This is a genomic window from Autumnicola psychrophila, from assembly GCF_031846645.1.
GTDB lineage: Bacteria > Bacteroidota > Bacteroidia > Flavobacteriales > Flavobacteriaceae > Autumnicola > Autumnicola psychrophila.
The window spans coordinates 112,991-139,374 of the sequence record NZ_JAVRHN010000004.1 but is presented as its reverse complement, the minus strand read 5'-3'; the positions used below and the strand labels follow the sequence as shown (position 1 = coordinate 139,374).

The window sequence follows — 26,384 nt, the reverse complement described above, 5'->3', positions numbered from 1 at the left end:
ATGGAAGTAAAAACAGCTAGTTTCGAAAAAGTGCAGACCCAGACTACAACAAAAGTGTCCGGGGCCGAAGCGGTAATAAAATGTTTGCTGGAGGAAGGTGTGGACACCATCTACGGATATCCTGGTGGCGCTATTATGCCCGTTTATGATGAATTATATAAATACCAGGATAAGTTGCACCATGTGCTTACAAGACATGAGCAGGGTGCTACACATGCTGCCCAGGGTTATGCCCGGGTTACCGGAAAAGTAGGTGTGGCTGTGGCTACTTCAGGTCCTGGGGCGACAAACTTGGTAACAGGAATTGCAGATGCTCAGATAGATTCCACACCAATGGTTTGTATAACAGGCCAGGTGGGATCGCATTTGCTGGGGAGTGACGCTTTTCAGGAGACCGATATTGTGGGAATTTCGACTCCCATCACCAAGTGGAATTATCAGGTAACCAAAGCAGAAGAAATCCCGGAGATAATTGCCAAAGCATTTTATATTGCCAGATCAGGTCGTCCAGGTCCGGTATTGGTAGATATTACCAAAGATGCGCAATTTGCATCTATTGATTTTAGTTATAAAAAATGCTCAGGAATCAGGAGTTATAATCCTTATCCTGAAGTAAATCTTGCGCAGGTACAAAAGGCTGCAGAAGCAATAAATAATGCTAAGAAGCCACTTATTGTCTGGGGACAGGGTGTAATTTTGGGTGGGGCTGAAGATCTGCTAAAGCAAGCCGTGGAAAAAGCAGGTATTCCTGCTGCATGGACTATTCTTGGTCTTTCAGCTTTACCAACAGAGCATCCTCTAAATGTGGGAATGGTTGGTATGCATGGTAATTACGGTCCCAATATGCTTACTAATGAATGTGATGTTCTTATTGCAATTGGGATGAGGTTTGACGACAGGGTTACCGGTAATCTGGAGCATTACGCCAAACAGGCTAAGGTGATCCATTTTGAAATTGATCCTGCCGAAATAAATAAAAACGTTCATGCTGATATTCCTGTGCTTGGAAATGTCAAGGAAACGCTTAAGACTTTAATAGAGCTTTTAGTGCCTAAAAAACATGAAAGCTGGCATCAGCAATTTAAAGACATGTATAAAACCGAATATGAGAAAGTCATAAAAGGTAATATGGATGTTACCAAAGCTAACCTCGGAATGGGGGAGGTGATCCAGGAAATAAATAACTTCTCTAATGGAGATGCTGTAATTGTTTCAGATGTTGGGCAACACCAAATGGCTGCCTGCAGATATGCCAAATTTAATGCTACCAGGAGTAATGTCACTTCCGGCGGACTGGGAACTATGGGATTTGCATTGCCGGCTGCGATAGGAGCTAAAATGGGAGCGCCGAACCGGGAGGTTGTAGCCATAATTGGGGATGGTGGTTATCAAATGACCATTCAGGAACTGGGAACTATATTCCAGACCAAAGTCCCGGTGAAAATTGTAGTCTTAAACAATGGATTCCTGGGGATGGTAAGGCAATGGCAGCAATTATTTTTTGATAAACGCTATGCGTCTACAGAAATGGTAAATCCTGATTTTGTGACAATCGCCAAAGGATATCATATTAAAGCCAATCAGGTTACAGAACGATCGCAGTTAAAAGATGCTATTAAGGAAATGATGGAATCTAAAGATGCTTATTTCCTTGAAGTTAAAGTTGAACAGGAAGAAAACGTATTCCCGATGATACCAACCGGAGCGGCAGTTTCAGAAATACTACTTGAGTAATGGAAAAGAAAAATTATACCGTATCAATTTATACGGAAAACAATCTGGGGTTATTGAGCAGGATTGCTGCAATTTTCCTTAAGAGACATATTAATATTGAGAGTATTACTGCTTCGCCAAGTGAAGTGAATGAAGTAATGCGGTTCATTATTGTGGTGAACGTAACCGAAGAGCAGGTCAGAAAAATTATCGGACAGATAGAAAAGCAAATTGAAGTTATTAAAGCTTTTTATCACACAGATAAGGAAACTATTTACCAGGAAACAGCGCTCTATAAAATCAAATCTGAAGATTTTCTGAACGATTTAAATATTCAGGATTTTATTAAAGAAACAAATGCCAGAATTGTAACCGTTACGCGGGACTTTTTTGTAGTCGAAAAAACCGGAAAACGCCACGAGGTAGATCATTTGTACGAGATTTTAAGACCTTATGGACTAATGCAATTTGTTAGATCCGGCACCATTGCAGTTACTAAAAACGAAATGCCAATATCAGGAATATTAGAAAAATTTAATACTACAAAAACTACATCATGACAAACTATTTTAACAGCCTTTCTTTACGTGAACAATTAGCCCAGCTGGGAACCTGCCGCTTTATGGCACTAGATGAATTCAGCGAGGGTGTGGCTGCATTAAAAAATAAAAAAATAGTTATCGTGGGCTGTGGAGCCCAGGGACTTCATCAGGGTTTAAATATGCGGGACAGCGGTCTGGATATTTCCTATACTCTAAGAGAAGGTGCTATTAAAGAAAAGCGCCAGTCCTGGAAAAACGCAACAGAAAATAATTTTAATGTCGGGACTTACGAAGAGATGATTCCGCAGGCAGATTTGGTGATCAATCTTACGCCAGATAAGCAGCATACTTCTGTAGTAAAGGCTATTATGCCACATATTAAAAGAGATGCTGTGCTTTCTTATTCTCACGGTTTCAATATCGTGGAAGAAGGAATGCAGGTTCGGGATGATATCACCGTAATTATGGTAGCTCCTAAATCTCCGGGCTCTGAAGTTAGGGAAGAATATAAAAGAGGTTTTGGTGTACCTACGTTAATTGCTGTACATCCTGAAAATGATCCTCAGCGAATTGGCTTCGATTGGGCAAAAGCCTATGCTGTGGCAACAGGAGGTCATAAAGCCGGAGTATTGGCTTCATCGTTTGTAGCTGAAGTAAAATCTGATTTAATGGGAGAACAGACTATTCTTTGTGGTGTTCTTCAGACCGGCTCTATTCTTACTTTTGATAAAATGGTTGCAGATGGAATTGAACCTTCTTATGCAGCAAAACTTATCCAGTATGGTTGGGAAACCATTACTGAAGCTCTAAAGCATGGTGGTATTACAAATATGTTGGACAGATTATCAAATCCTGCAAAGTTAAGAGCCAATGAAATTTCTGAAGAACTGAAGCAACAAATGCGTCCTCTTTTTCAGAAGCATATGGATGATATTATTTCCGGTGCTTTTAGCAGCCGAATGATGAAAGATTGGGCTAATGACGATAAAGAGTTACTTGAATGGCGTGCTGCTACAGAAAATACTGCCTTTGAGAAAACTGAGGCAACTTCAGAAGAAATTAAAGAACAGGAATATTTTGATAAAGGAGTCCTTCTCCTTGCTTTTGTAAAATCGGGAGTAGAACTTGCTTTTGAAACCATGGTGGAAGCTGGAATAATTGCTGAGTCAGCTTATTACGAGTCACTACATGAGACTCCGCTAATCGCTAATACCATTGCAAGGAAGAAATTATACGAAATGAACCGAATAATTTCTGATACTGCAGAATATGGTTGCTACCTGTTTGATCATTCTGCCAAGCCGCTTATTAAGGATTATATAAATAGTCTTGAGCCTGAAGTAGCAGGAAAATCATACGGAACTGATTATACCGGAGTGGATAATCAGGAATTAATCGCAGTTAACGATGCTATCAGGAATCATCCGGTTGAGAAAGTGGGTAGTGTGCTGAGAAAAGCAATGACTGCAATGGAAAAAATACACGCATAATGGATACTTTGCTGACAGATCAAAAAACATACAGACCAAAATTGGAAGCAGTAAAAGATGCTGCAGAACGTATTTCCAAGGTTGTAATAAAGACTCCTTTGGCAGATTCTTTTACCTACAGTAGCAGGTACGAGGCGAGGGTGATGCTTAAAAGAGAAGATCTTCAGCAGGTTCGTTCTTATAAAATTCGTGGTGCATATAACAAAATTTCAAGTTTAGCACAGGAGCAGTTGGATAAGGGCGTAATATGCGCCAGTGCCGGTAATCATGCACAGGGAGTGGCTTTTGCCTGTAATAAATTGCAGGCAAAAGGCATTATCTATATGCCAATTACAACTCCAAGACAAAAGGTGGAACAAACGCAGATGTTTGGAGGAGAATGGGTAGATGTTGTTCTTAAAGGGGACACATTTGATGATTCCTATAAGAGCGCTATAAAACACGGAGATAAATCAGGACTTGTCTTTATTCATCCTTTTGATGATGAGAAGGTAATCGAAGGCCAGGCGACAATTGCTTTAGAGATATTAGAGCAGGCCGATGCGCCTATAGATTATGTTTTTGCCCCTCTTGGAGGCGGCGGACTACTAGCCGGAATTTCTTCGGTTTTTAAGCAGCTTTCCCCAAACACAAAAATAATTGGTGTAGAGCCGGAAGGTGCACCTTCCATGACTTATTCTTTAAAAGAAGGTAAAGTAGTGGAATTGGCAGAAATAGAAAGGTTTGTTGATGGAGCGGCTGTGCAAAAAGTAGGTTCCAGAAATTTTGAGATTTGTAAGGAAAATCTGGATAGAATGGTAACTGTTCCTGAAGGAAAAATTTGCCAGACTATTCTCGATCTTTATAATCAGGATGCTATTGTAGTAGAACCTGCAGGAGCCATGGCAATTTGTGCCCTGGATTCTTTTGCTGAAGAAATCAAGGGAAAGAATGTGGTGTGTATGGTGAGTGGAAGTAATAACGATATTACCCGTACCGCAGAAATTAAAGAAAGAGCTCTTTTATACTCTGGTCTTAAACATTATTTTATTATCAGTTTTCCTCAGCGCGCCGGGGCTTTAAAGGAATTTGTAGCTAAAGTACTTGGACCATATGACGATATTACTCATTTTGAATATTCTAAAAAACACCATAGGGAAAATGGTCCTGCCGTTGTTGGTATTGAATTAAAAGATCCTGCCGATTTTGGTCCGTTGGTGGAAAGAATGAAGAAAAAGAACTTTTATGGAGAATATTTAAATGATAAACCAAATTTATTTCAATTTTTAGTCTGAGGGAGTTTGCCGCTTAAAAATTTTGTGTACATTTATACTATGATTTCAACAAAAGAAATAATACTGCCCGAGTTTCGCCGCTGCCCCCGCATTCGCAGGTAAGCGATATATTTCATTCCAGAAGGCAATAATTATTTTGAAATCATCTACATTGAAAAACTTAAGCGACATATTAAAAACTACAAATTTCAGGAATTTTCCTGAAATATCTCCCATGCGCCGCTTTTTGCCCCGCACGTAAGTGCGTGTGTAATTTATGGAACTCAGGTGAGTCCGGTTCCCCTTTCAGAAGACAAAAAATCGAATTAATTTTTTCAACAAAACTTTTTAGCAGATGAAAATTATCATTGCTAACAAATCTCATGCTTCCTATGCAGAGATCATTTGTAACACAATAGAAGAATCGGCAAAAGTCCGTGGTACCGGCATTGCACGTCGTACTCCTGAATATATCATCAGTAAGATGGAAAAGGGAAATGCGATAATAGCTTTGGATGGCCACAAGTTCGCTGGCTTTTGTTATATCGAGACCTGGAGCCATGAAAAATATGTGGCAAATTCAGGGCTTATTGTACATCCTGACTACAGGAATCAGGGATTGGCAAAGGATATAAAGGAAGTTATCTTCAAATATTCACGAGAAAAATATCCGACAGCCAAAATCTTTGGGATCACAACCGGACTGGCTGTTATGAAGATTAATTACGAGCTGGGGTATCAGCCTGTAACTTTTTCTGAACTTACCGATGATGACAGCTTTTGGAAAGGCTGCCAGACCTGCAAGAATTACGACATCCTTACCAGGACCGAGCGCAAGATGTGCCTTTGTACAGGGATGATGTATGATCCTGAAAAGAAGAAGGAGAAAACAGAGAAAAAGGAAAGTCTGAATGATAAGGCTTTTAAAAGATTGAAAAATATAAAGCAGACGCTGTTTTATAAAAAAGAGAAAAGTGAAAACTGACCACCCCCGGCCTGCGTACACCCCAAGGAGGGAAACGTAGAGTATTATGAATTCGTGGCAAACCAACATCTAAGAAAAATTAAAAAATGAAGAAAGTAGTAATAGCATATAGTGGCGGTCTTGATACTTCCTATTGTGCTAAGTATTTATCTAAAGAAGAAAACTTTGAAGTTCATGCGGTAAGTGTAAATACCGGTGGTTTTTCAGAAGAAGAAATAGAAAAAATAGGTTCCAATGCTCAAAAGATTGGAGCGAAAACCTACAAAAACATAGATGCGGTTGCTTCCTTTTATGATAAGGTAGTGAAATTCCTCATTTTCGGTAATGTACTTAAAAATGATACCTATCCGCTTTCGGTAAGTGCAGAGCGTATTGTACAGGCCATAGAAATAGTTAATTACGCAAAAGAAATTGGAGCCGAATATATAGCACACGGTAGTACCGGTGCAGGAAACGACCAGGTAAGGTTTGATATGATTTTTCAAACCATCGCTCCAAATATTCAAATTATCACCCCAATTAGAGACAAACAACTCACTCGACAGGAAGAAATTGAATATCTTAAGGCCAATGGAGTTGATATGAATTGGGAAAAAGCAAAGTATTCAGTTAACAAAGGTTTATGGGGAACAAGTGTTGGCGGCGCTGAAACTTTAACTTCAGAAAAACCTTTACCTGAAGAAGCTTATCCTTCACAACTAAAAGAAAAAGAACCAAAACAAGTTAGTTTAAGCTTTACAAAAGGAGAACTCACCGCTGTAAACGGAAAAGAAAATGCACCTGAGAAAAATATTGAAATCCTGGAAAGTATTGCTTCAAAATATGCAATTGGCAGGGATATCCATGTAGGAGATACTATTATCGGGATTAAAGGGCGAGTTGGTTTTGAAGCTTCCGCTGCCTTAATAACCATAAAAGCACACCATTTGCTGGAAAAGCATACGCTTAGTAAATGGCAACTTCAGCATAAGGATTATATAGCCAACTGGTATGGCACACATCTTCATGAAGGTCTGTATCTGGATCCTGTGATGAGAAATCTGGAAGCGTTCCTACAAAGCTCACAGGAGCAGGTGACCGGTGAAGTATTTGTGACGCTCCATCCCTACAGGTTTACGCTGGATGGAATTAAATCTAAATACGATTTAATGAGCAACAGTTTCGGTAAATACGGAGAAGAAAACAAAGCCTGGACAGCAGACGATGCAAAAGGATTTATCAAAATCCTTTCAAATGCCGGGAAGATATATCAACACGTAAAGCAGGAGCAATGATAGAGGCAGGAATAATTGGTGGAGCCGGTTACACGGCGGGAGAATTAATAAGAATACTGCTCAGGCATCCGGAAGTAAACATCAACTTTGTCTACAGTACATCACAGCCGGGAAAACCCGTTGCAAATGTGCATCAGGATTTATTAGGAGAAACAGATTTGCAGTTTAGCGGAGAAATTAATAAAGAAGTTGACGTAGTTTTTCTTTGTCTGGGGCATGGGAATTCAGTGAAATTCCTTTCTGAAAATAAATTCTCAGAAAAGACAAAAATTGTCGATTTAAGCACGGATTATCGAATGTCAAGGGACGATCATTCCTTTGTTTATGGTTTGCCGGAGTTTAATAAAGAGGCAATAAAAATGGCAAATTTCATCGCTAATCCTGGATGTTTTGCCACAGCAATCAGTATTGCGATTTTACCTTTGGCAAAAGAAAATTTGTTAAAGGAAGATATTCATATAAACGCTGTAACGGGAGCTACCGGTGCGGGGACATCTTTATCTGAAACCACTCACTTTACCTGGCGTGACAATAATTTTTCGGCTTACAAATCTTTTGAACATCAGCACTTGAATGAGCTTACTCAGAGCGTTAAGAATTTTCAACCGCAACATGATGCTGAAATTAATTTTATTCCGAATAGAGGAAATTTTTCCCGCGGAATACATGCTACTGCCTACACAAAATTCACAGGAAGTGTCGAGGACGCAAAAAACATTTTTCAGAAGGCATATGAAGATGCAGCTTTCACTTTTGTAACAGATGAAGCACTTCATCTAAAGCAGGTAGTCAATACAAATAAAGGATTAGTGAGATTGCAGAAGTTTGGGAATAAGCTCTTAATAACGAGTATTATCGATAATTTGCTGAAAGGGGCTTCAGGACAGGCAGTGCAAAATATGAATTTGATGTTTGGGTTTGAGGAGACTGCAGGTCTAAGGCTGAAGGCGAACTATTTTTAATAAAAAAAGCGAATGAGGAAAAGAGTTAAGGAGAGAAGGGGAAAAAATACTTAAAGAAGACAGTCGTATATATAAGATTGCTTCGCTCCGTTAACGCTTCGCTCGCAATAACAGGAAAAAGATAAAGAGAAAAGGAAAAGACCATGACATTAATGTTCCAGAGCTGTACTAATTAAATTCAAAATTCAGCATTTAAAATTTAAAATAATTAAGGATGAAAATTGCCATTTTAGGAGCCGGGAACCTCGGATTATCCATAGCTAAAGGTCTTATTGTAAATAATGCTTTTACCACTCTTTTTCTGAGTAAAAGGAAAATTGATGATATCAAAGATTACGAAGAATACTCTAAAGTGAGTATTACTTCAGACAACCTGGAGGCGGTAAAAAATTCTGATATCCTGATATTTGCAGTTCAGCCCACTCAGCTGGAAGGTATTCTGGAAGAAATTAAAGATGTACTTACAGATAAGCACGTTCTTATATCTACAGTTACCGGGTTTAAAATTCCGAGGATAGAAGCTATTGTTGGAGAAGATCAATTCATAATCCGTTCCATGCCAAATACTGCAATTGCGGTTGGAAAATCGATGACCTGTCTTTGCAGTAACAAAAAAGGGGAAAAACGTATTGCTATTGCTGAAGCTATTTTTAACCGACTTGGCAGCAGTATTATTATTCCTGAAAATAAAATGCAGGCCGCAACAGTAATTTGCGCCAGCGGAGTAGCCTTCTGGATGCGCTTAATCCGCGCCACAACTCAGGGAGCCGTACAATTAGGATTTGATGCAAAAGAAGCTCAGGAGCTGTCTATGCAAACCTGCCTGGGTGCTGCCAGTCTTTTAATAGAATCAGGTAAACATCCCGAGGAAGAAATTGATAAAGTTACGACCCCGAGAGGCTGTACTATTGAAGGTTTAAATGAAATGGAACATAACGGACTCAGTTCTTCGCTCATACAAGGAATACAGGCATCTTTCAAAAAAATTAATTCAATTTCAGATCAATAACTATGGATTTATTTGATGTATATCCGCTTTACGACATTACGCCGGTAAAAGGCGAAGGCGCTTATGTTTTTGATGAAAACAATAAAGAATATCTGGATTTATATGGCGGTCATGCTGTAATTTCAGTGGGGCATTCTCATCCGGTTTATGTAAAAGCCATCAGCGATCAGTTGAATAAGCTTGGTTTTTATTCTAATTCTATAAAAAATCCATTGCAGAACGAACTTGCTGAAAAGTTGGAAAAAATTTCCGGAGTTAAAGATTACAGCTTGTTTTTATGTAATTCTGGCGCCGAAGCTAATGAAAATGCTCTAAAGCTCGCTTCTTTTCAGACTGGAAAAGATAAAGTTATTTATTTCGACAAAGCTTTCCACGGAAGGACTTCCGGAGTAGTGGCAGTAACAGATAATGAAGGCATAAAAGCACCTTTTAATAAAGGACATAATGCCAAAAAGTTAGCTTTTGATGACACTGAAGCACTGGAAAATGAGCTGAAAAAAGGAGATGTTGCCGCAGTAATTTTTGAAGTTATCCAGGGTGTGGGAGGACTGGATGAAGCCAGCACCGAATTCTATAAAAAAGCTTCCGAATTATGCAAAGCCCATGGTTCGATTTTAATTGCAGATGAAGTACAGGCCGGCTATGGCAGAACGGGAGACTTTTTTGCTTTTCAGAAGCACGGGATAAGGCCCGATATTATTTCTATGGCCAAAGGAATGGGGAATGGTTTTCCGATCGGCGGAATATTAGTCGATAAGAACATTCAGGCGAAATATGGAATGCTGGGAACCACCTTTGGAGGAAATCACCTTGCTTGTGCTGCAGGAATTGCTGTGCTGGAAATTATTGAAAAAGAAGAACTTATTGGGAATGCCAAAGCTCTTTTTGAATATGTAAAAGAACACGCTGCTCAGATTCCGCAGATCAAAAAGGTAAAAGGCAGAGGACTAATGATAGGTCTGGAATTTGACTTCGAAATTGCACCATTAAGAAAGAAATTATTATTCGAACATCAGGTCTTTACAGGGGCGGCTTCAAATAAAAATCTGCTTCGGATTTTACCTCCTTTAAATATTAAAAAGGAACAGTTTGATGTTTTCTTTGAAGCTTTAAAGATGGCGTTGAAGTAAAATTTTACCGGAAATCTGGAGTTTCAGAAGCTCAAACCCCACAGGTTTTCAACCTGTGAGGTCTTGGAAAAATAGAGAAAAAATAAACCTACAAGGTCTGCAAGACCTTGTAGGAAAGATTAAAAGTAAATTGAACTAAATGAACAATTACATCACGTTATCAGACATTGAAAATTTACAGGAATTAATTGATGAGGCGCTTCAGCTAAAAAAGAAAAACACCGCAGGAGAAGTTGGAAAAGGAAAAACGCTTGGAATGCTGTTTTTCAATCCAAGTCTGCGTACGCGTTTAAGCACTGAAAAGGCGGCAAAATTACTGGGAATGGAAGTGATGGTGATGAATGCCGATAAGGATGGCTGGGCCCTTGAATTTGAAGATGGTGCTGTAATGGATTCTAATAAAGCGGAGCATATAAAAGAAGCTGCAGCAGTGCTCTCACAGTATTGTGATATTATTGCTGTACGTGCCTTTCCTGACTTAAAAGATAAAGAGAAAGACGAAGCAGAAGTGGTGCTTAAAAGTTTTCAGAAGTACGCTTCTGTGCCCGTAATAAATCTTGAAAGCGCCACGGGACACCCTTTGCAGGCACTTACAGATGCAATTACCATTTCAGAATTAAAGACAGAGAAAAGGCCAAAAGTTGTTTTAACCTGGGCGCCGCATCCAAAAGCACTTCCGCAATCTGTACCGAATTCTTTTGCTGAAGTCATGCAAAAACTGGATGCTGATTTTGTAATTGCAAATCCTGAGGGATATAACCTTAATCCTGTAATAACTAAAGATGTTGAAGTTATTCACGATCAGGACGAGGCTTTAAAAGATGCTGATTTTGTGTATGTGAAAAACTGGAGTAGTTATGAACAGTATGGGAAAGCTTTAAAAACGGATACTTCCTGGACACTAACGGGAGATAAACTGAAAAAAACCAACAATGCCAAAGTTATGCATTGCCTGCCGGTAAGGAGAAATATGGTCATTGCAGATGAGGTGCTGGACAGTGAAAATTCGGTAGTGATTCACCAGGCCAGTAACAGGACGTTTGCAGCACAGGCGGTATTGAGAAGGCTTCTGGAAAGGAAAAAATAATTCAGAAACATGATTTCAGAAGATTTGAATTGGGGTTACAATTAAGGGCAAAACGAATATGGAAAAAAAAGTACTTAAAGTTGTAAAAATAGGAGGGAAGTTAATTGAGGATGAAAATAAGCTCAGGGAATTTCTCAACGATTTTTCAGAGTTAGAGACTCCTAAAATCCTCATTCATGGTGGCGGGAGCATGGCTACCAAAACTGCTCAAAAGCTTGGTTACGAAACTAAAATGGTGGATGGGAGAAGGATTACCGATGCCAATTCCATAAAAGTAATCACCATGGTTTACGGCGGGCTCATTAATAAAAATATTGTAGCAAAACTGCAGGCACGGGGCACCAATGCTATAGGCTTATGTGGTGCAGATGGAGCAAGTATAGTTTCTAAAAAGAGGGAAATTAAGGAAATCGATTTTGGATTTGTGGGCGATATTGTGAAAATTAATACCTCTTTTATTTCTTCCCTTTTGGAGCAGGGGATTATCCCTGTATTTTCAGCAATTTCTTATAGTGGTGACGGGCAACTTTACAATACCAACGGAGATTCTGTGGCTGCCGAAGTTGCCAAAGCAATGTCGGCCGTTTTTGATACAGAACTCGATTTTTGCTTTGAAAAAAAGGGTGTGCTTACAGATGTGGACAATGACGAATCTGTCATTAAAGAGATTGATGAACAACTTTATAAGCAATTGATGAACAGAGGCGTAATTAGTGAAGGGATGCTGCCAAAACTTCACAATTGCTTCCAGGCGCTTCGTCATGGCGTTACTAAAATCAGGTTAGGCGACTCTAATTTGCTAAAGAAAAATTCAGTACATACCAAAATTATAAAATAATGAGCTTATCAGAACTTCAGAGTCAGGCGCTTGATTTGCTGAAAAATCTAATTGAAACGCAGTCTTTTTCAGAAGAAGAAGATGGTACAGCCATGCTACTGGAAGACTGGTGTAAGAGAAATAACATCACTTTTAACAGGCATCTGAACAATGTTTGGGCGGTTAATAAGCATTTTGATAAGTCCAAACCAACATTATTACTCAATTCCCACCACGATACTGTAAAACCCAATTCAGGATATACAAGAGATCCCTTTAAGGCTGAAATTGAAGACGGAAAGTTATTCGGCCTTGGTAGTAACGATGCGGGAGGCTGCCTGGTTTCTTTGCTGGCAACCTTTACGTGGTTTTATGAAGCTGAAGATTTAGAGTACAACATTGTTTTTGCAGGTTCTGCTGAAGAAGAAACCAATGGAAAAAACGGAATTTCATGCCTGCTGCCTAAAATGCCAGATATCGATGTGGCTATTGTGGGTGAGCCAACTTTAATGCAACTGGCGGTAGCAGAAAAAGGCCTTGTCGTTTTTGATGCAGTGGTAAAGGGAACACCATCTCATGCCGCTCATCCAAATAATAATAATGCGATATACAAAACAGCAAAAGTGCTGCAGTGGTTTGAGAATTTCCGGTTTAAAGACGTTTCGGAAGCTCTGGGTGAAGTTAAACTTACTGTTACTCAAATTAAGGCCGGAAGTCAGCATAACGTGGTGCCTGGAAAGGTAGATTTGGTGATTGACGTCCGTGTAAACGACTGCTACAGCAATGCTGAAGTTGCAGAAATTCTTCAGAAACAAGCGCCGGTAGACGAAATTACACCGAGATCACTTCGGTTAAATTCGTCTTCTATTCCGCAGGAACATGAGCTGGTAAAAGCCGGCTTAAGCCTGGGAATGGAAACTTATGGATCACCCACACTTTCTGACCAGGCGATGCTGAAATGCCCGTCCCTGAAGCTCGGACCCGGAAATTCCACAAGGTCACATTCCGCAGATGAGTTTATTTACGTAAAAGAAGTGGAAGAAGGTATTGAAAAGTATATAAAGCTCCTGGACAAGGCGCTGAAAAAATAATCAGCAGACTTCACAGGTTTTCAAAACCTGTGAGGTCTCCAACCAAATAAAGTTATATGAAACTCTGGGACAAAGGAATCTCCATAGATAAAAAAATTGAGAAGTTCACCGTGGGAAACGACCGGGAACTGGATATATTTCTGGCCGAATACGATATTCGGGCTTCTAAGGCACACGCCAAGATGCTTGGCAAGGTCGGGATTTTAGATTCTGAGGAAGTGACAGCTATTGAGAAGGAACTGGATAAACTACAGCGGCAGCTCGAAAATGGCAATTTTCATATAGCTGAAGAATTTGAAGATGTTCACTCCAAAATTGAATTTGATCTTACAGAAGCTCTGGGTGACACCGGAAAAAAGATACATACAGCGCGCTCCAGGAACGATCAGGTTTTGGTAGCTATGCAGCTTTATTTTAAGGAAAACCTTCAGCAGATTTCTGGTAAAACAGGTGAACTCATTGATGTTTTGTTAGATTTGGCTAAAAAATATGAAGGGAAATTACTTCCGGGGTATACCCATCTTCAGGTTGCGATGCCATCTTCCTTTGGATTGTGGTTTTCAGCCTACGCAGAGTTGCTGATTGACGACCTTTACTTACTGGAAGCCGGATTAAAAATTGTGGACCAGAATCCGCTGGGATCTGCAGCAGGTTACGGCTCTTCCTTTCCTATAGACAGGAAATTCACCACTAAAGAATTGGGTTTTTCGACATTAAAATATAACGTTGTCGCCGCGCAAATGAGCAGGGGAAAATGCGAACGTACGGTAACATCAAATATTGCTTCTGTAGCGAATACCTTGTCACGGTTTGCAATGGATATTTGCCTTTATATGAGTCAGAACTTTGATTTTATTACTTTTCCCGATGAACTTACCACAGGTTCCAGTATTATGCCGCATAAAAAGAACCCGGATGTCTTTGAGTTGATCAGGGGGAAATGTAATAAGCTTCAGAGTATTGCAAATGAGATGATATTGATCACGAATAACCTTCCAAGTGGCTATCACAGGGATTTTCAGCTTATAAAAGAGAATAGTATTTACGCTGTGGAGAATATTAAGGAAATTCTGGATGTTTTTATCCATTCCATAGCTTTAATTAAGGTAAAAGATGTGGATTTAAATGATGAAAAATACAAATACCTCTTTACGGTAGACAGTATAAATGACCTGGTAATGAAGGGGCAGTCTTTTAGGGAAGCGTATAAGGAAATAGGGGGGCAGGTCCAAAATGGCAATTATCGTCCTGCAGCAAATAAAAAGCATTCTCATTTGGGAAGTAAGGACAACCTGGCGCTGGAAGAAATCGCAAAAAAGAAAAAGGATGCGAAACTTTAGTATTTAAAATTTCATATCCATATTTGAACACATTCTCACCTATGGTTGACAGATAAAATAAGTTTAGAATGATCTACAACAAAAAAGACCCGTCAGGCTTTAAATCTGACGGGTCTTTTTTCATGTTACCGTTCATTAATGGCTGTAGTTTTCTATTCATAACTTATAGGAATTGCAAATAATCCATTAAAGAATAAAGTAAATAAATAACAAAGCCTCCCGCTAAAACCACACAAAGCGAGAGGCCGAAAAATCTTAAAAAGTTTATCTATATAATTGTCATTTGTCCGAGGTTCATATTTTCATCGTTGATATTGATGCTATCAATTTCAGCAATTAAACCTTCGAGGAAATCTCCAACTTTTTCAGTGGAATAGTGATTATCTTTATTAATATCTTCTGTACAAACATTTAGCTTAATACTCAGTTCCACAGCTTTTCGTACAGCATTGGCTTCTTCAATTAAATTGAAATGATCCAGAAGCATTGCAGCAGAAAGTACAGAGGCTACGGGATTGGCAATTCCTTTGCCGGTAGCCTGCGGGTAAGAACCGTGAATAGGCTCGAACATCGCATTTTTTGTTCCTACTGAAGCCGAAGCAAGTAATCCTATACTTCCTCCAATCACACTCGCTTCATCAGAAAGAATGTCACCGAACATATTCTCTGTTAGAATAACATCAAATTGTTTAGGATTTAATATCATCTGCATGGCCGCATTATCTACGAAAAGGAAATCCAACTCAACATCGGCATATTCCTGGGCAATGGTTTTAACTGTTTTACGCCATAATCTTGAAGTTTCCAGAACGTTAGCCTTATCTACCAGTGTGAGTTTTTTACGCCTCTGCTGTGCCGCTTTAAATGCAAGATGAGCGATTCTTGTAATTTCTTCTTCGGAATATGAGCATAAATCTGATGCGCTTTTGCCGTCTTCAGCAGTGCTTTTTTCACCAAAATAAATTCCGCCTGTCAATTCGCGATAAATCACCATATCGGCTCCTGCAATGCGCTCTCTTTTTAGCGGAGACTGATCGAGAAGTTTTTCATATGTTCTTACAGGCCTGATATTTGCAAACAGCCCCAATTCTTTTCTAAGTTTAAGAAGTCCCTGCTCCGGCCGAACCTTTGCATCGGGATTATTGTCATATTTAGGGTGACCTATAGCCCCGAATAACACAGCATCAGATTTTTGGCATAAATCCAGGGTAGCTTCAGGTAAAGGATTTTCCAGCAAATCTATTGCTGCTGCACCTACCAAGGCGTCATCAAATTGAAATTCGTGATCAAATCGATCTGCTACCGCTTTCAAAACCTTTACTGATTGCTGTGTAATTTCAGGTCCTATTCCGTCTCCGGGTAATACTGCTATTATTAATTTCATTCTGATTTTTTAAAGTATAAAGAAGTTGCTTCGCTTACATCGTTCTTAAACATATCCAATACTGCATAGACTAATTTGAAACAAGTTCAGGTTCATGTAAGTCGTGCTGACTTTCCTATTAAACGCCTACCGAGGTAGATTTAATATTCTTGTTATTTTCGTATTTCTTAATTTCCTCCAGTTTACTTACTAAAAAGTCTATATCATCAAAACCATTGATCATACAGGTCTTCTTGTAAGGATCAATATCAAAATGCTGTGATTCTCCTGTACTTTCAATTGTGATCTCCTGGTTCTTGAGATCTACCTTTACATTCTCCTTTGTATTACTTTGAAGGGCAAGAAATATGTTATCGAGAAATTCCTGACTTACCTGTACAGGTAATAAGCCGTTATTCAATGAATTTCCTTTAAATATATCTGCAAAATAGCTGGAAACGACTACCTTAAAGCCATAGGCTTTAATTGCCCATGCAGCGTGTTCCCGGCTTGATCCACAGCCAAAATTATTTCCGGCTACCAGTATGGAACCTGAATAATTGGGATTGTTTAACGGAAACTCTGGATTTGGTTTGTCATTCTTATCAAATCTCCAGTCACGGAAAAGGTTTTCCCCAAAGCCTGCTTTATCGGTCGCTTTTAAGAACCTTGCAGGGATGATCTGGTCTGTATCCACATTTTCTATATCTAATGGAACAGCGGTATCTGTAAGTGTGGTGAATTTTTCCATTAGTTGAGTATTTTTGTATAATCTGTTAATTTTCCTGCGATTGCAGTCGCAGCAGCGGTTAGCGGGCTGGCAAGAATTGTTCTTGATCCCTGGCCCTGTCGACCTTCAAAATTCCGGTTACTTGTGGAAACGCAATATTCTCCTGCAGGAATTTTATCGTCGTTCATTGCCAAACAAGCGGAACATCCAGGCTGTCTCAAGGTAAAACCGGCTTCTTCAAAGATAGTATGAAGGCCTTCTTCCTGAATTTGAGCGGCAACTTGTCTTGATCCCGGAACAATTAGAGCATTAACATTATCGGCTTTCCTTTTGCCTTTAATATAAGCTGCTGCTGTTCTGAAATCCTCAATTCTGGAATTGGTACAACTTCCTATAAAAATGTAATTAATAGGTTTTTCTAATAACGTTTCCCCTGGCTGGAAGCCCATATAAGATAATGCTTTGGCATCGCTCTTGGTACCTTCTACAGGAATTGATCCGCTAAGTTTTATTCCCATTCCAGGATTAGTGCCATAAGTGATCATCGGTTCGATATCTTCAGCATCAAAAGAATATTCCTGATCAAATTCAGCTCCTTCTTCTGTTTTTAGCGTTCTCCAGTAAGCCTTCAGGTTTTCGAATTCTTCTCCTTTTGGCGCAAATTCTTTTCCTTCAACATAATCAAAAGTAGTATCATCCGGAGCAATAAGCCCGCCACGGGCACCCATTTCGATACTCATATTACACACAGTCATACGACCTTCCATAGACATGTTTTCAAACACATCTCCTGCATATTCGCAAAAATATCCGGTACCGGAATTTGTTCCTAATTTACTAATGATATATAAAATGACATCCTTTGGAAGAACGCCATTTTTCAATTTCCCGTTTACATTAACCCTTAGCTTTTTCGGTTTTTCTACTAAAAGACACTGGCTCGCAAAAACCTGTGCAACCTGGCTAGTACCTATTCCGAAGGCAATAGTGCCAAAAGCACCGTGGGTAGAGGTATGGCTGTCCCCACAAACAATGGTCATTCCCGGCTGGGTAATCCCCAGTTCCGGAGCCATAACGTGAACAATCCCGTTATAAGGATGGCCCAGTCCGTATAATGTTATATTATTTTCTTCGCAGTTCTGGGTCAGCTCCTTTAATTGTTTTCTGGAGAGAAGATCTTTAACCGGAAGGTGTTGATTTTCTGTAGGTGTGTTATGATCTGCCGTAGCAACTGTTTGTTCGGAACGAAAAAGCGGGACGTCCCTTTCCTTTAATTCGTTAAAAGCCTGCGGACTCGTTACCTCGTGAATAAGGTGTTTATCGATATATAAAATATCCGGTCCGTCAGGTATGGATTCCACTACATGGGAATCCCAAATTTTATCAAAAAGTGTTTTCTTCATTATGCAATAGCCATATGTTTTCTCGACAATGCTACAATTTCATGAATGTCATTATCGATAACTTCTTTTCTACAATCGGCGTAGTTTAAAAATTCATTATAAACGCAATCCAACTGAAGTTTGGTTAATTCGTACCCCATTTTTTTGGCGCGGTAGGCCAAAGCTGCTCTTCCGCTTCTTGCGGTTAGCACAATCGCAGATTCTGTTACTCCTACATCTGCCGGATCCATAATTTCATAGGTTTCCCTGTTCTTAATTACTCCATCCTGGTGAATTCCTGAGCTATGCGCAAAGGCATTAGCACCAACAATTGCTTTATTTGGTTGTACGAACATTCCCATTTCCCTGGATACCATTACGCTGGTGTCAAAAAGGAATTTTGGATTAATATCCGTGTGGAAATTTAATGTCGGATGTTGTCTTAGAATCATGACGATTTCTTCTAAAGCAGTGTTTCCTGCACGTTCACCAATCCCATTAATAGTACATTCTATTTGTCTTGCGCCATTGGTAATACCTGCAAGGGCATTTGCGGTCGCAAGGCCAAGATCATTATGACAGTGGCAGGAAATACGAACATTTTCGATTCCTTTTACATTTTCCTTTAAATATTTGATTTTCTTACCGTACTCCTCCGGAAGACAGTATCCGGTAGTGTCGGGAATATTTAAAACGGTCGCACCGGCTTTAACTGCTGCTTCGCAAACTTTAGCAAGAAACACATTATCTGTACGACCTGCATCTTCAGCATAAAATTCCACATCTTCTACGAAAGTTTTTGCGTAAGCAACTGCATCTTTAGCCCTTTCGATTATTTTTTCTGGTGTAGAATTAAATTTATATTTAATGTGAGAATCGGAAGTTCCTATTCCCGTATGAATTCTCGGTTTCTTTGCATGTTTAAGTGCTTCAGCAGCAACTTCAATATCCTTTTTAACTGCACGTGTTAATCCGCAAACAGCGGCATTCTTCACCAGCTTTGATATTTCAGAAACCGATTGGAAATCACCGGGGCTTGAAACAGGAAAACCTGCTTCAATAACATCTACTCCCAGGTCATCGAGTCGTGCAGCAATTTTTAATTTTTGGGCTGTGTTTAATTTGCAGCCTGGTACTTGTTCCCCATCCCGTAACGTTGTGTCAAAAATTTCTACCTTTTCAGTACTCATAAGCGATATTTTTTACTTTATCTTTAACTAAAGTATTACTTACATCTACAATTTAAGGCCTTCAATAAGTTATCGTTACGATAATTAAACCGTAGATAAGAACGTAATTATGCTGATACACAGCTAGTTAAAAAGCTTTTTGTTACAATGACCAACGAATTATCAGATAATCTTTTTTCTCTCATTCAATCGCTTTCCCCTTCAGAAAAACGACAATTTTCGCTCTATGTTGGTAGGATTGGAGTAAACACCGATAGTAAATTTCTAAATTTATTTAAGGTAATGTCGAAACTGAAAAAGTATGATGAAGATGTTATCCTGAAGAATACGAAGATTAGTAAACGGCAATTATCGAATGTAAAAGCACATTTGTACCGTCAGATTCTTATCAGTTTAAGATTGAATCCGTCGCATCAGAGCATGCCGGTTCAAATAAGGGAACAACTGGATTTTGCTATTATCCTATACCGAAAGGGCCTTTACAAGCAAAGCCTGAAGCTGCTTGATAAAGTAAAATCTACCGCTTTATATTATGAGGAAAAGAACATCGCTTACGAGATTCTGGACTGGGAGAAAATAATTGAATCACAGTATATTACCCGCAGTATCCATAATCGTGCAGAAACGCTTATAAATCAAACTGAAGAACTTACTGAACTAAGCGTTGTTGCCAGCAAACTTTCAAATTTATCGCTACATCTTTATGCGATTTTCCTGAAAATGGGATATGCCCGTACCGAGGCAGAAGCCATACAGGTAAAAGAGGATTTCCAGCGAGGACTTCCGGAGTACAAATTCAGCGATTTGGGATTCAGAGAAAAATTGTGGCTTTATAAAGCTTATTTATGGTACAGTTTTATCACCCAGGATTTCTTAGCATGCTTTAGATACGCTTCAAAGTGGATAGAACTTTTTAATGACAATAAACACTTAATTGCCGTACATCCTGTTTCCTATTTAAAAGGAAATCATTATTTATTGGAAGCGCTTTTTTATCTAAATCATGCTACTTTGTTTGAAAAAGTGCTAAAAGATCTTGAAACAAGTCTTAAAGATCCAAGGGTGCCTGATGATGATAATATTGCAGCACTATCCTTTCTATATCTTTATTCCAATAAGCTGAACCTTAGATTTATGAAAGGTGAATTTTCTAACGGTAATGAATTGGTAGAAAAAATCCAGAAGAAAATAAAGAAATACCGAAGCAGGATAGACGAGCATCATATAATGGTGTTTTATTATAAAATTGCATGCCTCTATTTTGGGAATGGGGAGAATAAAAAGTGTATAGAATTCCTTAAGAAAATCATTAGTAATAAAGATCTGGAAATGCGTGAAGACCTTATGTGTTTTGCACGTATTCTTAATCTTGTTGCACATTATGAAGCAGGATTGGATTATCACCTTGAAAGACTGATTAAATCTACCTACAAATTTTTGATACGGATGAATGATTTGCACGAAGTGCAATTGGAAATGATTAAATTTTTAAGACATTTGCCAGATGTTTCCCCTCTGGAAATTAAAAATGAATTCAGGCAATTACATGCAACCTTAAAAAAATATGAGGACCATCCTTATGAACGCAGGGCCTTTCTTTATCTGGACATCATTTCATGGCTGGAAAGCAAAATTGAAAACAGACCGGTAGGTGACATCATTAACGAAAAAGCGCAGGAAGTAATTAGGTAAAATTAAAATTTGACGATTAAAAGTAGCCATTTAAGGCATATCCTCGAGCTCAATTTTGCGGTGATGCTAATAAGCACCTCCGGGACATTGGGAAGATACATAACTTTGGACCCCTTTGTAACGATAACATTTCGGGCCATATTGGCAGGAATAGTGCTGTATCTTTTTTGCCGGTTCAGGAAGTTCCAAATAAAGGTTTCCAATAAAAAAGACCTTTTAAAGGTGATCATAGGGGGGTGCTTAATGGGAATTCATTGGGTGACCTATTTCTATTCGCTTAGCCTTTCCAGTGTTGCTATAGGGATGTTGTCTATTTATACGTATCCTGTTATCACTACTATCCTGGAACCATTACTTCTTAAGACCAAATTCAGCAAGATGCACCTGGGGCTGGCAGGTTTGGTGCTCTTCGGAATATACTTTCTGGTTCCGGAATTCAGTTTTGAAAATGATCAGACTTTAGCTGTCGCCTTCGGGGTCACGTCAGCATTCTTTTATTCCCTAAGAAATTTATTGATGAAACAGGAAGTAGAGAAATATAATGGTTCGGTCTTGATGATGTATCAAATGATCATTATTACAATAATGTTATCTCCAGTCCTTTTCTTATTCGATCTTTCTGCAGTGCCTTCGCAACTAGCCCCAATCCTGGTTTTGGCAATTGTGACAACCTGTTTTGGCCACACGTTGCTACTTATGAGTTTTAGGAATTTTTCGGTAACCACGGCAAGTATTATCAGCAGTGCGCAGCCGGTTTACGGAATTTTACTCGGACTATTATTCTTGGGCGAATATCCGGCTGTAAATACGATTATTGGAGGTAGCCTTATCATTTTTGCAGTCTTTGCAGAAATCAGCCGAAGTATGAAAAGAGAAGCTTAATCTTTACAGGCGTCCCATATTGCGTCTGAAGGAGGCGACGCGATTATATGTACCTCTTCCTTTTTTACCGGATGAGTAAATTTCAATTCCCGGGCGTGAAGATGGATACTTGCATCTTTAGTACTACGATCAAAGCCATATTTTAAATCTCCTTTTACCGGACAGCCAATGGAAGATAACTGACTTCTAATTTGATGATGTCGCCCTGTGTGTAAGTCGATTTCCAGCAGGTAATAATTGTCCAGTTCTTTTATAATTCTGTAATCCAGAATAGCCTTTTTACTGTCCGGAACTTCTTTTATGTGAGCGTAAGATTTATTTTGTTTCGGATTCCGCTTCATGAAATGAACCAGCGTATCCTCATTTTTTGGCGGCGGATTTTTTACTACTGCCCAATACGTTTTCCTGGCGTCCTTTTGCTGAAAAAGTTTGTTTAACCTTGGTAATGCTTTTGAAGTTTTTGAAAAAAGAACAATTCCGCTGGTAGGACGATCCAGGCGGTGGACCACCCCCAGATACACATTGCCCGGTTTGTTGTACTTTTCCTTCAAATAAGATTTTACAACTTCACTAAGCGGTTTGTCACCGGTTTTATCACCCTGCACAATGTCTCCCGGCCGCTTATTAACCACAATAATGTGGTTGTCTTCATATAAAACCTGAAGATTACTTTTTGTAGAGATTATTTTATCTGAATTCAAAAAAAAGTTTTTGGATTATAGAATAATTTTTAAGATTAATTGAGTTCGGTATAACCACCTGAATAGTTACCGTTAATCACATCTCCATTTTCCTTAATAAAGGTAAATTCAAAATCAATGTCAGTTGAAGAGACAGAATTAATAACAATAGTAGTAGAACTTGCAGTTAATCCATCTTCGGTATCATTTATAATAGTCATTCCGTTCTCAACCCGGGAATCGTTAACAGAGGCATCGTATAAAATTCTATAGTCGGTAACGTTGGTGATTGTCCCTTCCTGAATGTCAACACCTTTAAAATCAAAATAAACAAAATTTACATTGGAGCTTTGATTTACTGTAAATAAATCTACATTGCTCATTATAATGGCAATATCGCTTTGCTCGTCATTTTCTATATTTTCATCATTTACATAAACATTTCCTGCTGAAAAGAATGAATTATTGAAAGTAAATCCGTTTTGGTTTTCTTCTTCATTATCCACTTGTTCGTCATCTGAAGAACATCCGGTTACCAAAGCAAAAGATAACAGGAAGATTAAGGTTTTTTTCATTTCTGATATTTGTATGTTTTTTTTTAATTTCAGCCATTCTATTTTTGACTTCACAAAAATCTATTTACTCCAAATTCCAAACTCCGAACTAATACTGCTCCTCATCTGAAGGAAAACTCTTGTTTTTCACATCCTTTGTATAATTTTCAAAAGCACTGGTCATTTCAGAGTGAAGGTCGGCATATCTCCTAAGAAATCGCGGATTAAATTCGTGAGTCATCCCAAGCATATCATGAACCACCAAAACCTGTCCGTCAACACCATTTCCCGCACCAATCCCTATCACTGGGATGGTAAGGCTTTCTGCAACTTCTTTGGCTAATTTCGCCGGTACTTTTTCCAGAACAACAGCAAAACACCCTATTCTTTCAAGTAACAATGCGTCAGCTTTCAGTTTTTCGGCCTCCTGTTCTTCTTTAGCTCTAACAGTATAAGTTCCAAATTTATAAATGGACTGTGGAGTAAGTCCCAGATGGCCCATCACAGGAATTCCGGCGTGAAGAATTCGTTTAATTGAATCTTTAACTTCCTTGCCACCTTCAAGCTTTACAGCATGTGCACCGCTTTCCTTCATTATACGAATTGCAGAACGCAAGGCTTCCTTAGGGTCACTTTGATAACTTCCGAAAGGTAAATCAACGACTACTAAAGACCTGCTGATCGCTCTCACCACGCCAGAAGCATGATAAATCATTTGATCCAGTGTAATTGGTAAAGTAGTTTCATGACCAGCCATAACATTACTGGCAGAGTCACCCACGAGGATTACATCCACACCTGCACCGTCTACAATTTTGGCCATACTGTAATCGTAAGCGGTTAACATAGCTATCTTTTCACCGTTAGATTTCATGTCTACCAAAGACTTCACCGTAATCCTCTTATACTCCTTTTTTGCAACTGACATCGATCTGATTTTTAGTTCGAGTAAAAGTAGTAAATTAGTTGACCACCTTCCAAGACCAAAGCCTCAAAATGTCAATTATCGAACCTGTAGTCTCACCACAAAAGCGATAATTTTGGACCCTGAAAAATGAGTAAAGACCGCTAAGCTGTAAGAACCAAGAGGCAAGAGTTTTGATAATGGACTTTAAATAGCCAATTTTCGGACTGTCGGACTTTAAGAAGAGATACCTCAAAAATGACAATTTTCGCCCTTTAGTAAAAAGAAAGGCTGTGCAAAAAATTCTCACAGCCTGTTTCGATTTTAAAGATAAAGTATTACTCTTCTTCTGAATTTTCTTGAGCTTAAGGTTTTAAAACCACTCTAAAGCGGGCTTTATTATTGATCATTTTGTCATAAGCCTCATTTACATCGTCCAGTGCATATTCTTCAATCATTGGAGTGGTGCCGGTTAATGCGCTGAAATTTAAGGTGTCTTCAGAATCCATGGCCGTACCACTTGCCCAACCAGCCGCAGATTTTCTTCCGGAGAGTAATTGCATAGGGGAAACTTCCACGGGTTCTCCCGTTGCGGCTACCATCAGGATTTTTCCGTTTTTAGCTAATCCGTCAATAACCGAACTTATTGCTTTACTGTTAGGTGCCGTTGCCAGAATCAAATCGGCGCCGCCAAGTTTTTGGAGTTCTTTTGCTGCATCGGTATTTCCGGTATTGATAAAATGATGAGCTCCTAATTGCTTTGCAAGATCTTTTTTATCGTCACTCGTAGAAATTGCCACGGTTCGCATTCCCATTTTTGCGGCATACTGAACGGCTAAATGACCAAGACCGCCAATTCCCTGTACCGCAACGGTGTCTCCAGCTCTTATTCCGGAATTTCTCAAGGCATTAAAAACGGTAATTCCTGCACATAGAAGAGGAGCTGCATCGGCTGAAGACAACTCTTCAGGAATAGCGGCAACAGCCTCATGAGGGGCAGTCATATATTCAGCATAACCACCATCATAAGAGATTCCGCTGATTTTGGCATTTTCGCAATTGATAAAATCACCTTCCCGGCAGGGCTGGCAATCAAAACAATGTCCGCCATGCCAGCCCACGCCAACTCGTTGCCCTTTTTTCCATTTATTGACCCGGTTGCCAACTTCTTCAATAATACCCACAACTTCGTGACCGGGCACCCGCGGATATTCGATAGGAAAAATACCTTCTTTTACAATAGCGTCACTATGGCAAATTCCGCAGGCTTCTATTTTTATAAGAATTTCATTCTCTTTGGGAGAAGGTTTGTCAATATCTACGACGACAAAATCGCCTCCTTTTTCTTGTACTTGTACAGCTTTCATAACTAATTTTTATTGGTGAACTTATCAGGTTTTTTTTCATAATCATTTGCAAATCAGCTGAAAACTGATAAGTAAAAAAAGATTTTTCTAGCAGTCCAGAAGTTACAAAAAAACTGATGCTTAGACTTTAAGCGTTTGTTAAATAGTTATAACATCTTCGGAATAAAAAAGAAAAGGATGATGCTGTTGTTCATGGTGTGCATGAAGATTGGCCATAAAAGTCCGTTGTTTTCAATTTTTACTTTTCCGAAGAAGAATCCCGCGATAATCCTGGGGAAAATAAGAAGAAACAGCGGCAGGTTTAGTTCAAAAGCGGGCACGTAATTGTAGATGTGAACGAGTCCAAAAACGAAAGCACTTAAATACCAAAAAAAGAAATAATAAGAATTAAGCATCTTTTGAACTTTGAACAAAAGCTTTTCCGGGATTGCTGCCTGTAGAAACAGAAAGGATAATGCGGCTGCAAATAGCAATAAAAAGAAGCTGGTAAGCCAGTGAACATTAGCCGGAATAAGAAGAATGCCAATAATAACAAGGCATGTGGTTATAAAAAGGAGGATGTCGTTTTTAGAAGGTTTTACCAGACTTCTAAAAATACCCTCTTCTAAAACCGGTGCTACAATTAAAGCCATAATGGCAAATCTCATCGGACTTTCATCCAGCATTTGGAAAAGTTCTGTTTGTTCATATTGATCCAGATCTATCCACGGAAATGAAGACGTCAAAATGCCCAATATCGCAAAGAAGGCAAAGTAGCAGCCAATCATGAATCCGTAATTACGAATTAGATTCTTGATCTTTTCAGAAATGCTGTTTAGCTGGAGCAATTTTTAAGGCTTAGATGTAGTTCTGACCGCGAAGTTAGTGTTTTGTTGATTCTCAGAATACGCTAAGCAGTTTTCTTACTGTCAGAATTAGTTAAATACTGCGAAAACAAAAACTTTCTT

25 protein-coding genes are annotated in these 26,384 nt (G+C 39.0%); 15 read left to right on the top strand and 10 right to left on the bottom strand.

Annotation, left to right across the window (positions count from 1 at the left end):
• From ilvB to ilvA, 4 genes are read left to right on the top strand one after another with little or no spacing between them, the layout of a single operon-like run.
• Positions 1-1,734 carry a biosynthetic-type acetolactate synthase large subunit gene (ilvB, locus tag RM541_RS06470; protein ID WP_311499406.1) on the top strand — a complete coding sequence of 578 codons (1,734 nt, stop codon included), beginning with the start codon at positions 1-3 and terminating at the stop codon, positions 1,732-1,734.
• Positions 1,734-2,273 (top strand): acetolactate synthase small subunit, encoded by a 540-nt coding sequence (gene ilvN, locus RM541_RS06465; RefSeq protein WP_311499405.1) that lies wholly within the window; start codon positions 1,734-1,736, stop codon positions 2,271-2,273. Before ilvB ends, ilvN begins: the two co-directional genes overlap by 1 nt.
• Complete coding sequence (gene ilvC / locus RM541_RS06460) at positions 2,270-3,745, top strand: ketol-acid reductoisomerase (protein WP_311499404.1); 1,476 nt, start codon at positions 2,270-2,272, stop codon at positions 3,743-3,745. Before ilvN ends, ilvC begins: the two co-directional genes overlap by 4 nt.
• Positions 3,745-5,019: a threonine ammonia-lyase IlvA gene (gene ilvA, locus RM541_RS06455; RefSeq protein WP_311499403.1), complete on the top strand. Its 1,275-nt coding sequence runs from the start codon at positions 3,745-3,747 to the stop codon at positions 5,017-5,019. Before ilvC ends, ilvA begins: the two co-directional genes overlap by 1 nt.
• Before the next feature lie 45 nt (positions 5,020-5,064).
• Here ilvA and RM541_RS06450 read toward each other — a convergent pair whose 3' ends face one another.
• A complete protein-coding gene (locus RM541_RS06450; RefSeq protein WP_311499402.1) occupies positions 5,065-5,235 on the bottom strand; it encodes a hypothetical protein in 171 nt (56 codons plus the stop codon).
• A gap of 118 nt (positions 5,236-5,353) precedes the next feature.
• Between RM541_RS06450 and RM541_RS06445 the strand changes: the two genes are divergently transcribed.
• From RM541_RS06445 to argH, 9 genes are all read left to right on the top strand, one after another.
• Positions 5,354-5,983 (top strand): GNAT family N-acetyltransferase, encoded by a 630-nt coding sequence (locus tag RM541_RS06445; RefSeq protein WP_311499401.1) that lies wholly within the window; start codon positions 5,354-5,356, stop codon positions 5,981-5,983.
• 86 nt (positions 5,984-6,069) lie between these two features.
• Positions 6,070-7,257, top strand: a complete 1,188-nt coding sequence (gene argG / locus RM541_RS06440) for an argininosuccinate synthase (protein WP_311499400.1) — start codon at positions 6,070-6,072, stop codon at positions 7,255-7,257.
• Entirely contained in the window at positions 7,254-8,219 is a 966-nt protein-coding gene (argC, locus tag RM541_RS06435) for an N-acetyl-gamma-glutamyl-phosphate reductase (RefSeq protein ID WP_311499399.1), read from the top strand. The genes argG and argC overlap by 4 nt, the downstream gene beginning before the upstream one ends.
• Positions 8,220-8,433: 214 nt before the next feature.
• Positions 8,434-9,228: a pyrroline-5-carboxylate reductase gene (gene proC / locus RM541_RS06430; protein WP_311499398.1), complete on the top strand. Its 795-nt coding sequence runs from the start codon at positions 8,434-8,436 to the stop codon at positions 9,226-9,228.
• A gap of 2 nt (positions 9,229-9,230) precedes the next feature.
• Positions 9,231-10,358: an aspartate aminotransferase family protein gene (locus RM541_RS06425; protein WP_311499397.1), complete on the top strand. Its 1,128-nt coding sequence runs from the start codon at positions 9,231-9,233 to the stop codon at positions 10,356-10,358.
• A 139-nt stretch (positions 10,359-10,497) separates the two neighbouring features.
• A complete protein-coding gene (locus tag RM541_RS06420) occupies positions 10,498-11,445 on the top strand; it encodes an N-acetylornithine carbamoyltransferase (RefSeq protein WP_311499396.1) in 948 nt (315 codons plus the stop codon).
• 58 nt (positions 11,446-11,503) lie between these two features.
• On the top strand, positions 11,504-12,283 hold the full coding sequence (argB, locus tag RM541_RS06415; protein ID WP_311499395.1) for an acetylglutamate kinase: 780 nt from the start codon (positions 11,504-11,506) through the stop codon (positions 12,281-12,283).
• Entirely contained in the window at positions 12,283-13,353 is a 1,071-nt protein-coding gene (locus RM541_RS06410; protein ID WP_311499394.1) for a M20 family metallo-hydrolase, read from the top strand. The genes argB and RM541_RS06410 overlap by 1 nt, the downstream gene beginning before the upstream one ends.
• Positions 13,354-13,409: 56 nt before the next feature.
• Complete coding sequence (gene argH, locus RM541_RS06405) at positions 13,410-14,693, top strand: argininosuccinate lyase (RefSeq protein ID WP_311499393.1); 1,284 nt, start codon at positions 13,410-13,412, stop codon at positions 14,691-14,693.
• A 268-nt stretch (positions 14,694-14,961) separates the two neighbouring features.
• Here argH and leuB read toward each other — a convergent pair whose 3' ends face one another.
• The 4 genes from leuB to RM541_RS06385 all read right to left on the bottom strand — a co-directional run bounded on the left by leuB (position 14,962) and on the right by RM541_RS06385 (position 19,358).
• The gene (gene leuB, locus RM541_RS06400) at positions 14,962-16,077 is read right to left on the bottom strand and encodes a 3-isopropylmalate dehydrogenase (protein WP_311499392.1); all 1,116 of its coding nucleotides are present in this window, start codon (positions 16,075-16,077) and stop codon (positions 14,962-14,964) included.
• Positions 16,078-16,195: 118 nt separating this feature from the next.
• Positions 16,196-16,807 (bottom strand): 3-isopropylmalate dehydratase small subunit, encoded by a 612-nt coding sequence (leuD, locus tag RM541_RS06395; RefSeq protein ID WP_311499391.1) that lies wholly within the window; start codon positions 16,805-16,807, stop codon positions 16,196-16,198.
• Positions 16,807-18,189 carry a 3-isopropylmalate dehydratase large subunit gene (leuC, locus tag RM541_RS06390; RefSeq protein WP_311499390.1) on the bottom strand — a complete coding sequence of 461 codons (1,383 nt, stop codon included), beginning with the start codon at positions 18,187-18,189 and terminating at the stop codon, positions 16,807-16,809. Before leuC ends, leuD begins: the two co-directional genes overlap by 1 nt.
• Entirely contained in the window at positions 18,189-19,358 is a 1,170-nt protein-coding gene (locus tag RM541_RS06385; protein ID WP_311499389.1) for a 2-isopropylmalate synthase, read from the bottom strand. The genes leuC and RM541_RS06385 overlap by 1 nt, the downstream gene beginning before the upstream one ends.
• A 147-nt stretch (positions 19,359-19,505) precedes the next feature.
• Between RM541_RS06385 and RM541_RS06380 the strand changes: the two genes are divergently transcribed.
• Together RM541_RS06380 and RM541_RS06375 are read left to right on the top strand one after the other, a co-directional pair.
• Positions 19,506-21,050, top strand: coding sequence for a hypothetical protein (locus tag RM541_RS06380; RefSeq protein ID WP_311499388.1), 1,545 nt, complete (start codon positions 19,506-19,508; stop codon positions 21,048-21,050).
• A 9-nt stretch (positions 21,051-21,059) separates the two neighbouring features.
• A complete protein-coding gene (locus RM541_RS06375; protein ID WP_311499387.1) occupies positions 21,060-21,932 on the top strand; it encodes a DMT family transporter in 873 nt (290 codons plus the stop codon).
• Here the strand turns inward: RM541_RS06375 and RM541_RS06370 are convergent.
• From RM541_RS06370 to RM541_RS06350, 5 genes are all read right to left on the bottom strand, one after another.
• Positions 21,929-22,633, bottom strand: a complete 705-nt coding sequence (locus tag RM541_RS06370; protein WP_311499386.1) for an RluA family pseudouridine synthase — start codon at positions 22,631-22,633, stop codon at positions 21,929-21,931. The genes RM541_RS06375 and RM541_RS06370 overlap by 4 nt on opposite strands.
• A 35-nt stretch (positions 22,634-22,668) precedes the next feature.
• Positions 22,669-23,187 carry a putative periplasmic lipoprotein gene (locus RM541_RS06365; RefSeq protein WP_311499385.1) on the bottom strand — a complete coding sequence of 173 codons (519 nt, stop codon included), beginning with the start codon at positions 23,185-23,187 and terminating at the stop codon, positions 22,669-22,671.
• A gap of 88 nt (positions 23,188-23,275) precedes the next feature.
• Positions 23,276-24,094, bottom strand: a complete 819-nt coding sequence (panB, locus tag RM541_RS06360; RefSeq protein WP_311495474.1) for a 3-methyl-2-oxobutanoate hydroxymethyltransferase — start codon at positions 24,092-24,094, stop codon at positions 23,276-23,278.
• 341 nt (positions 24,095-24,435) lie between these two features.
• A complete protein-coding gene (locus RM541_RS06355; RefSeq protein WP_311499384.1) occupies positions 24,436-25,437 on the bottom strand; it encodes an alcohol dehydrogenase in 1,002 nt (333 codons plus the stop codon).
• A gap of 146 nt (positions 25,438-25,583) precedes the next feature.
• Positions 25,584-26,264, bottom strand: coding sequence for a CPBP family glutamic-type intramembrane protease (locus RM541_RS06350; protein WP_311499383.1), 681 nt, complete (start codon positions 26,262-26,264; stop codon positions 25,584-25,586).
• Positions 26,265-26,384 lie beyond the last annotated feature (120 nt).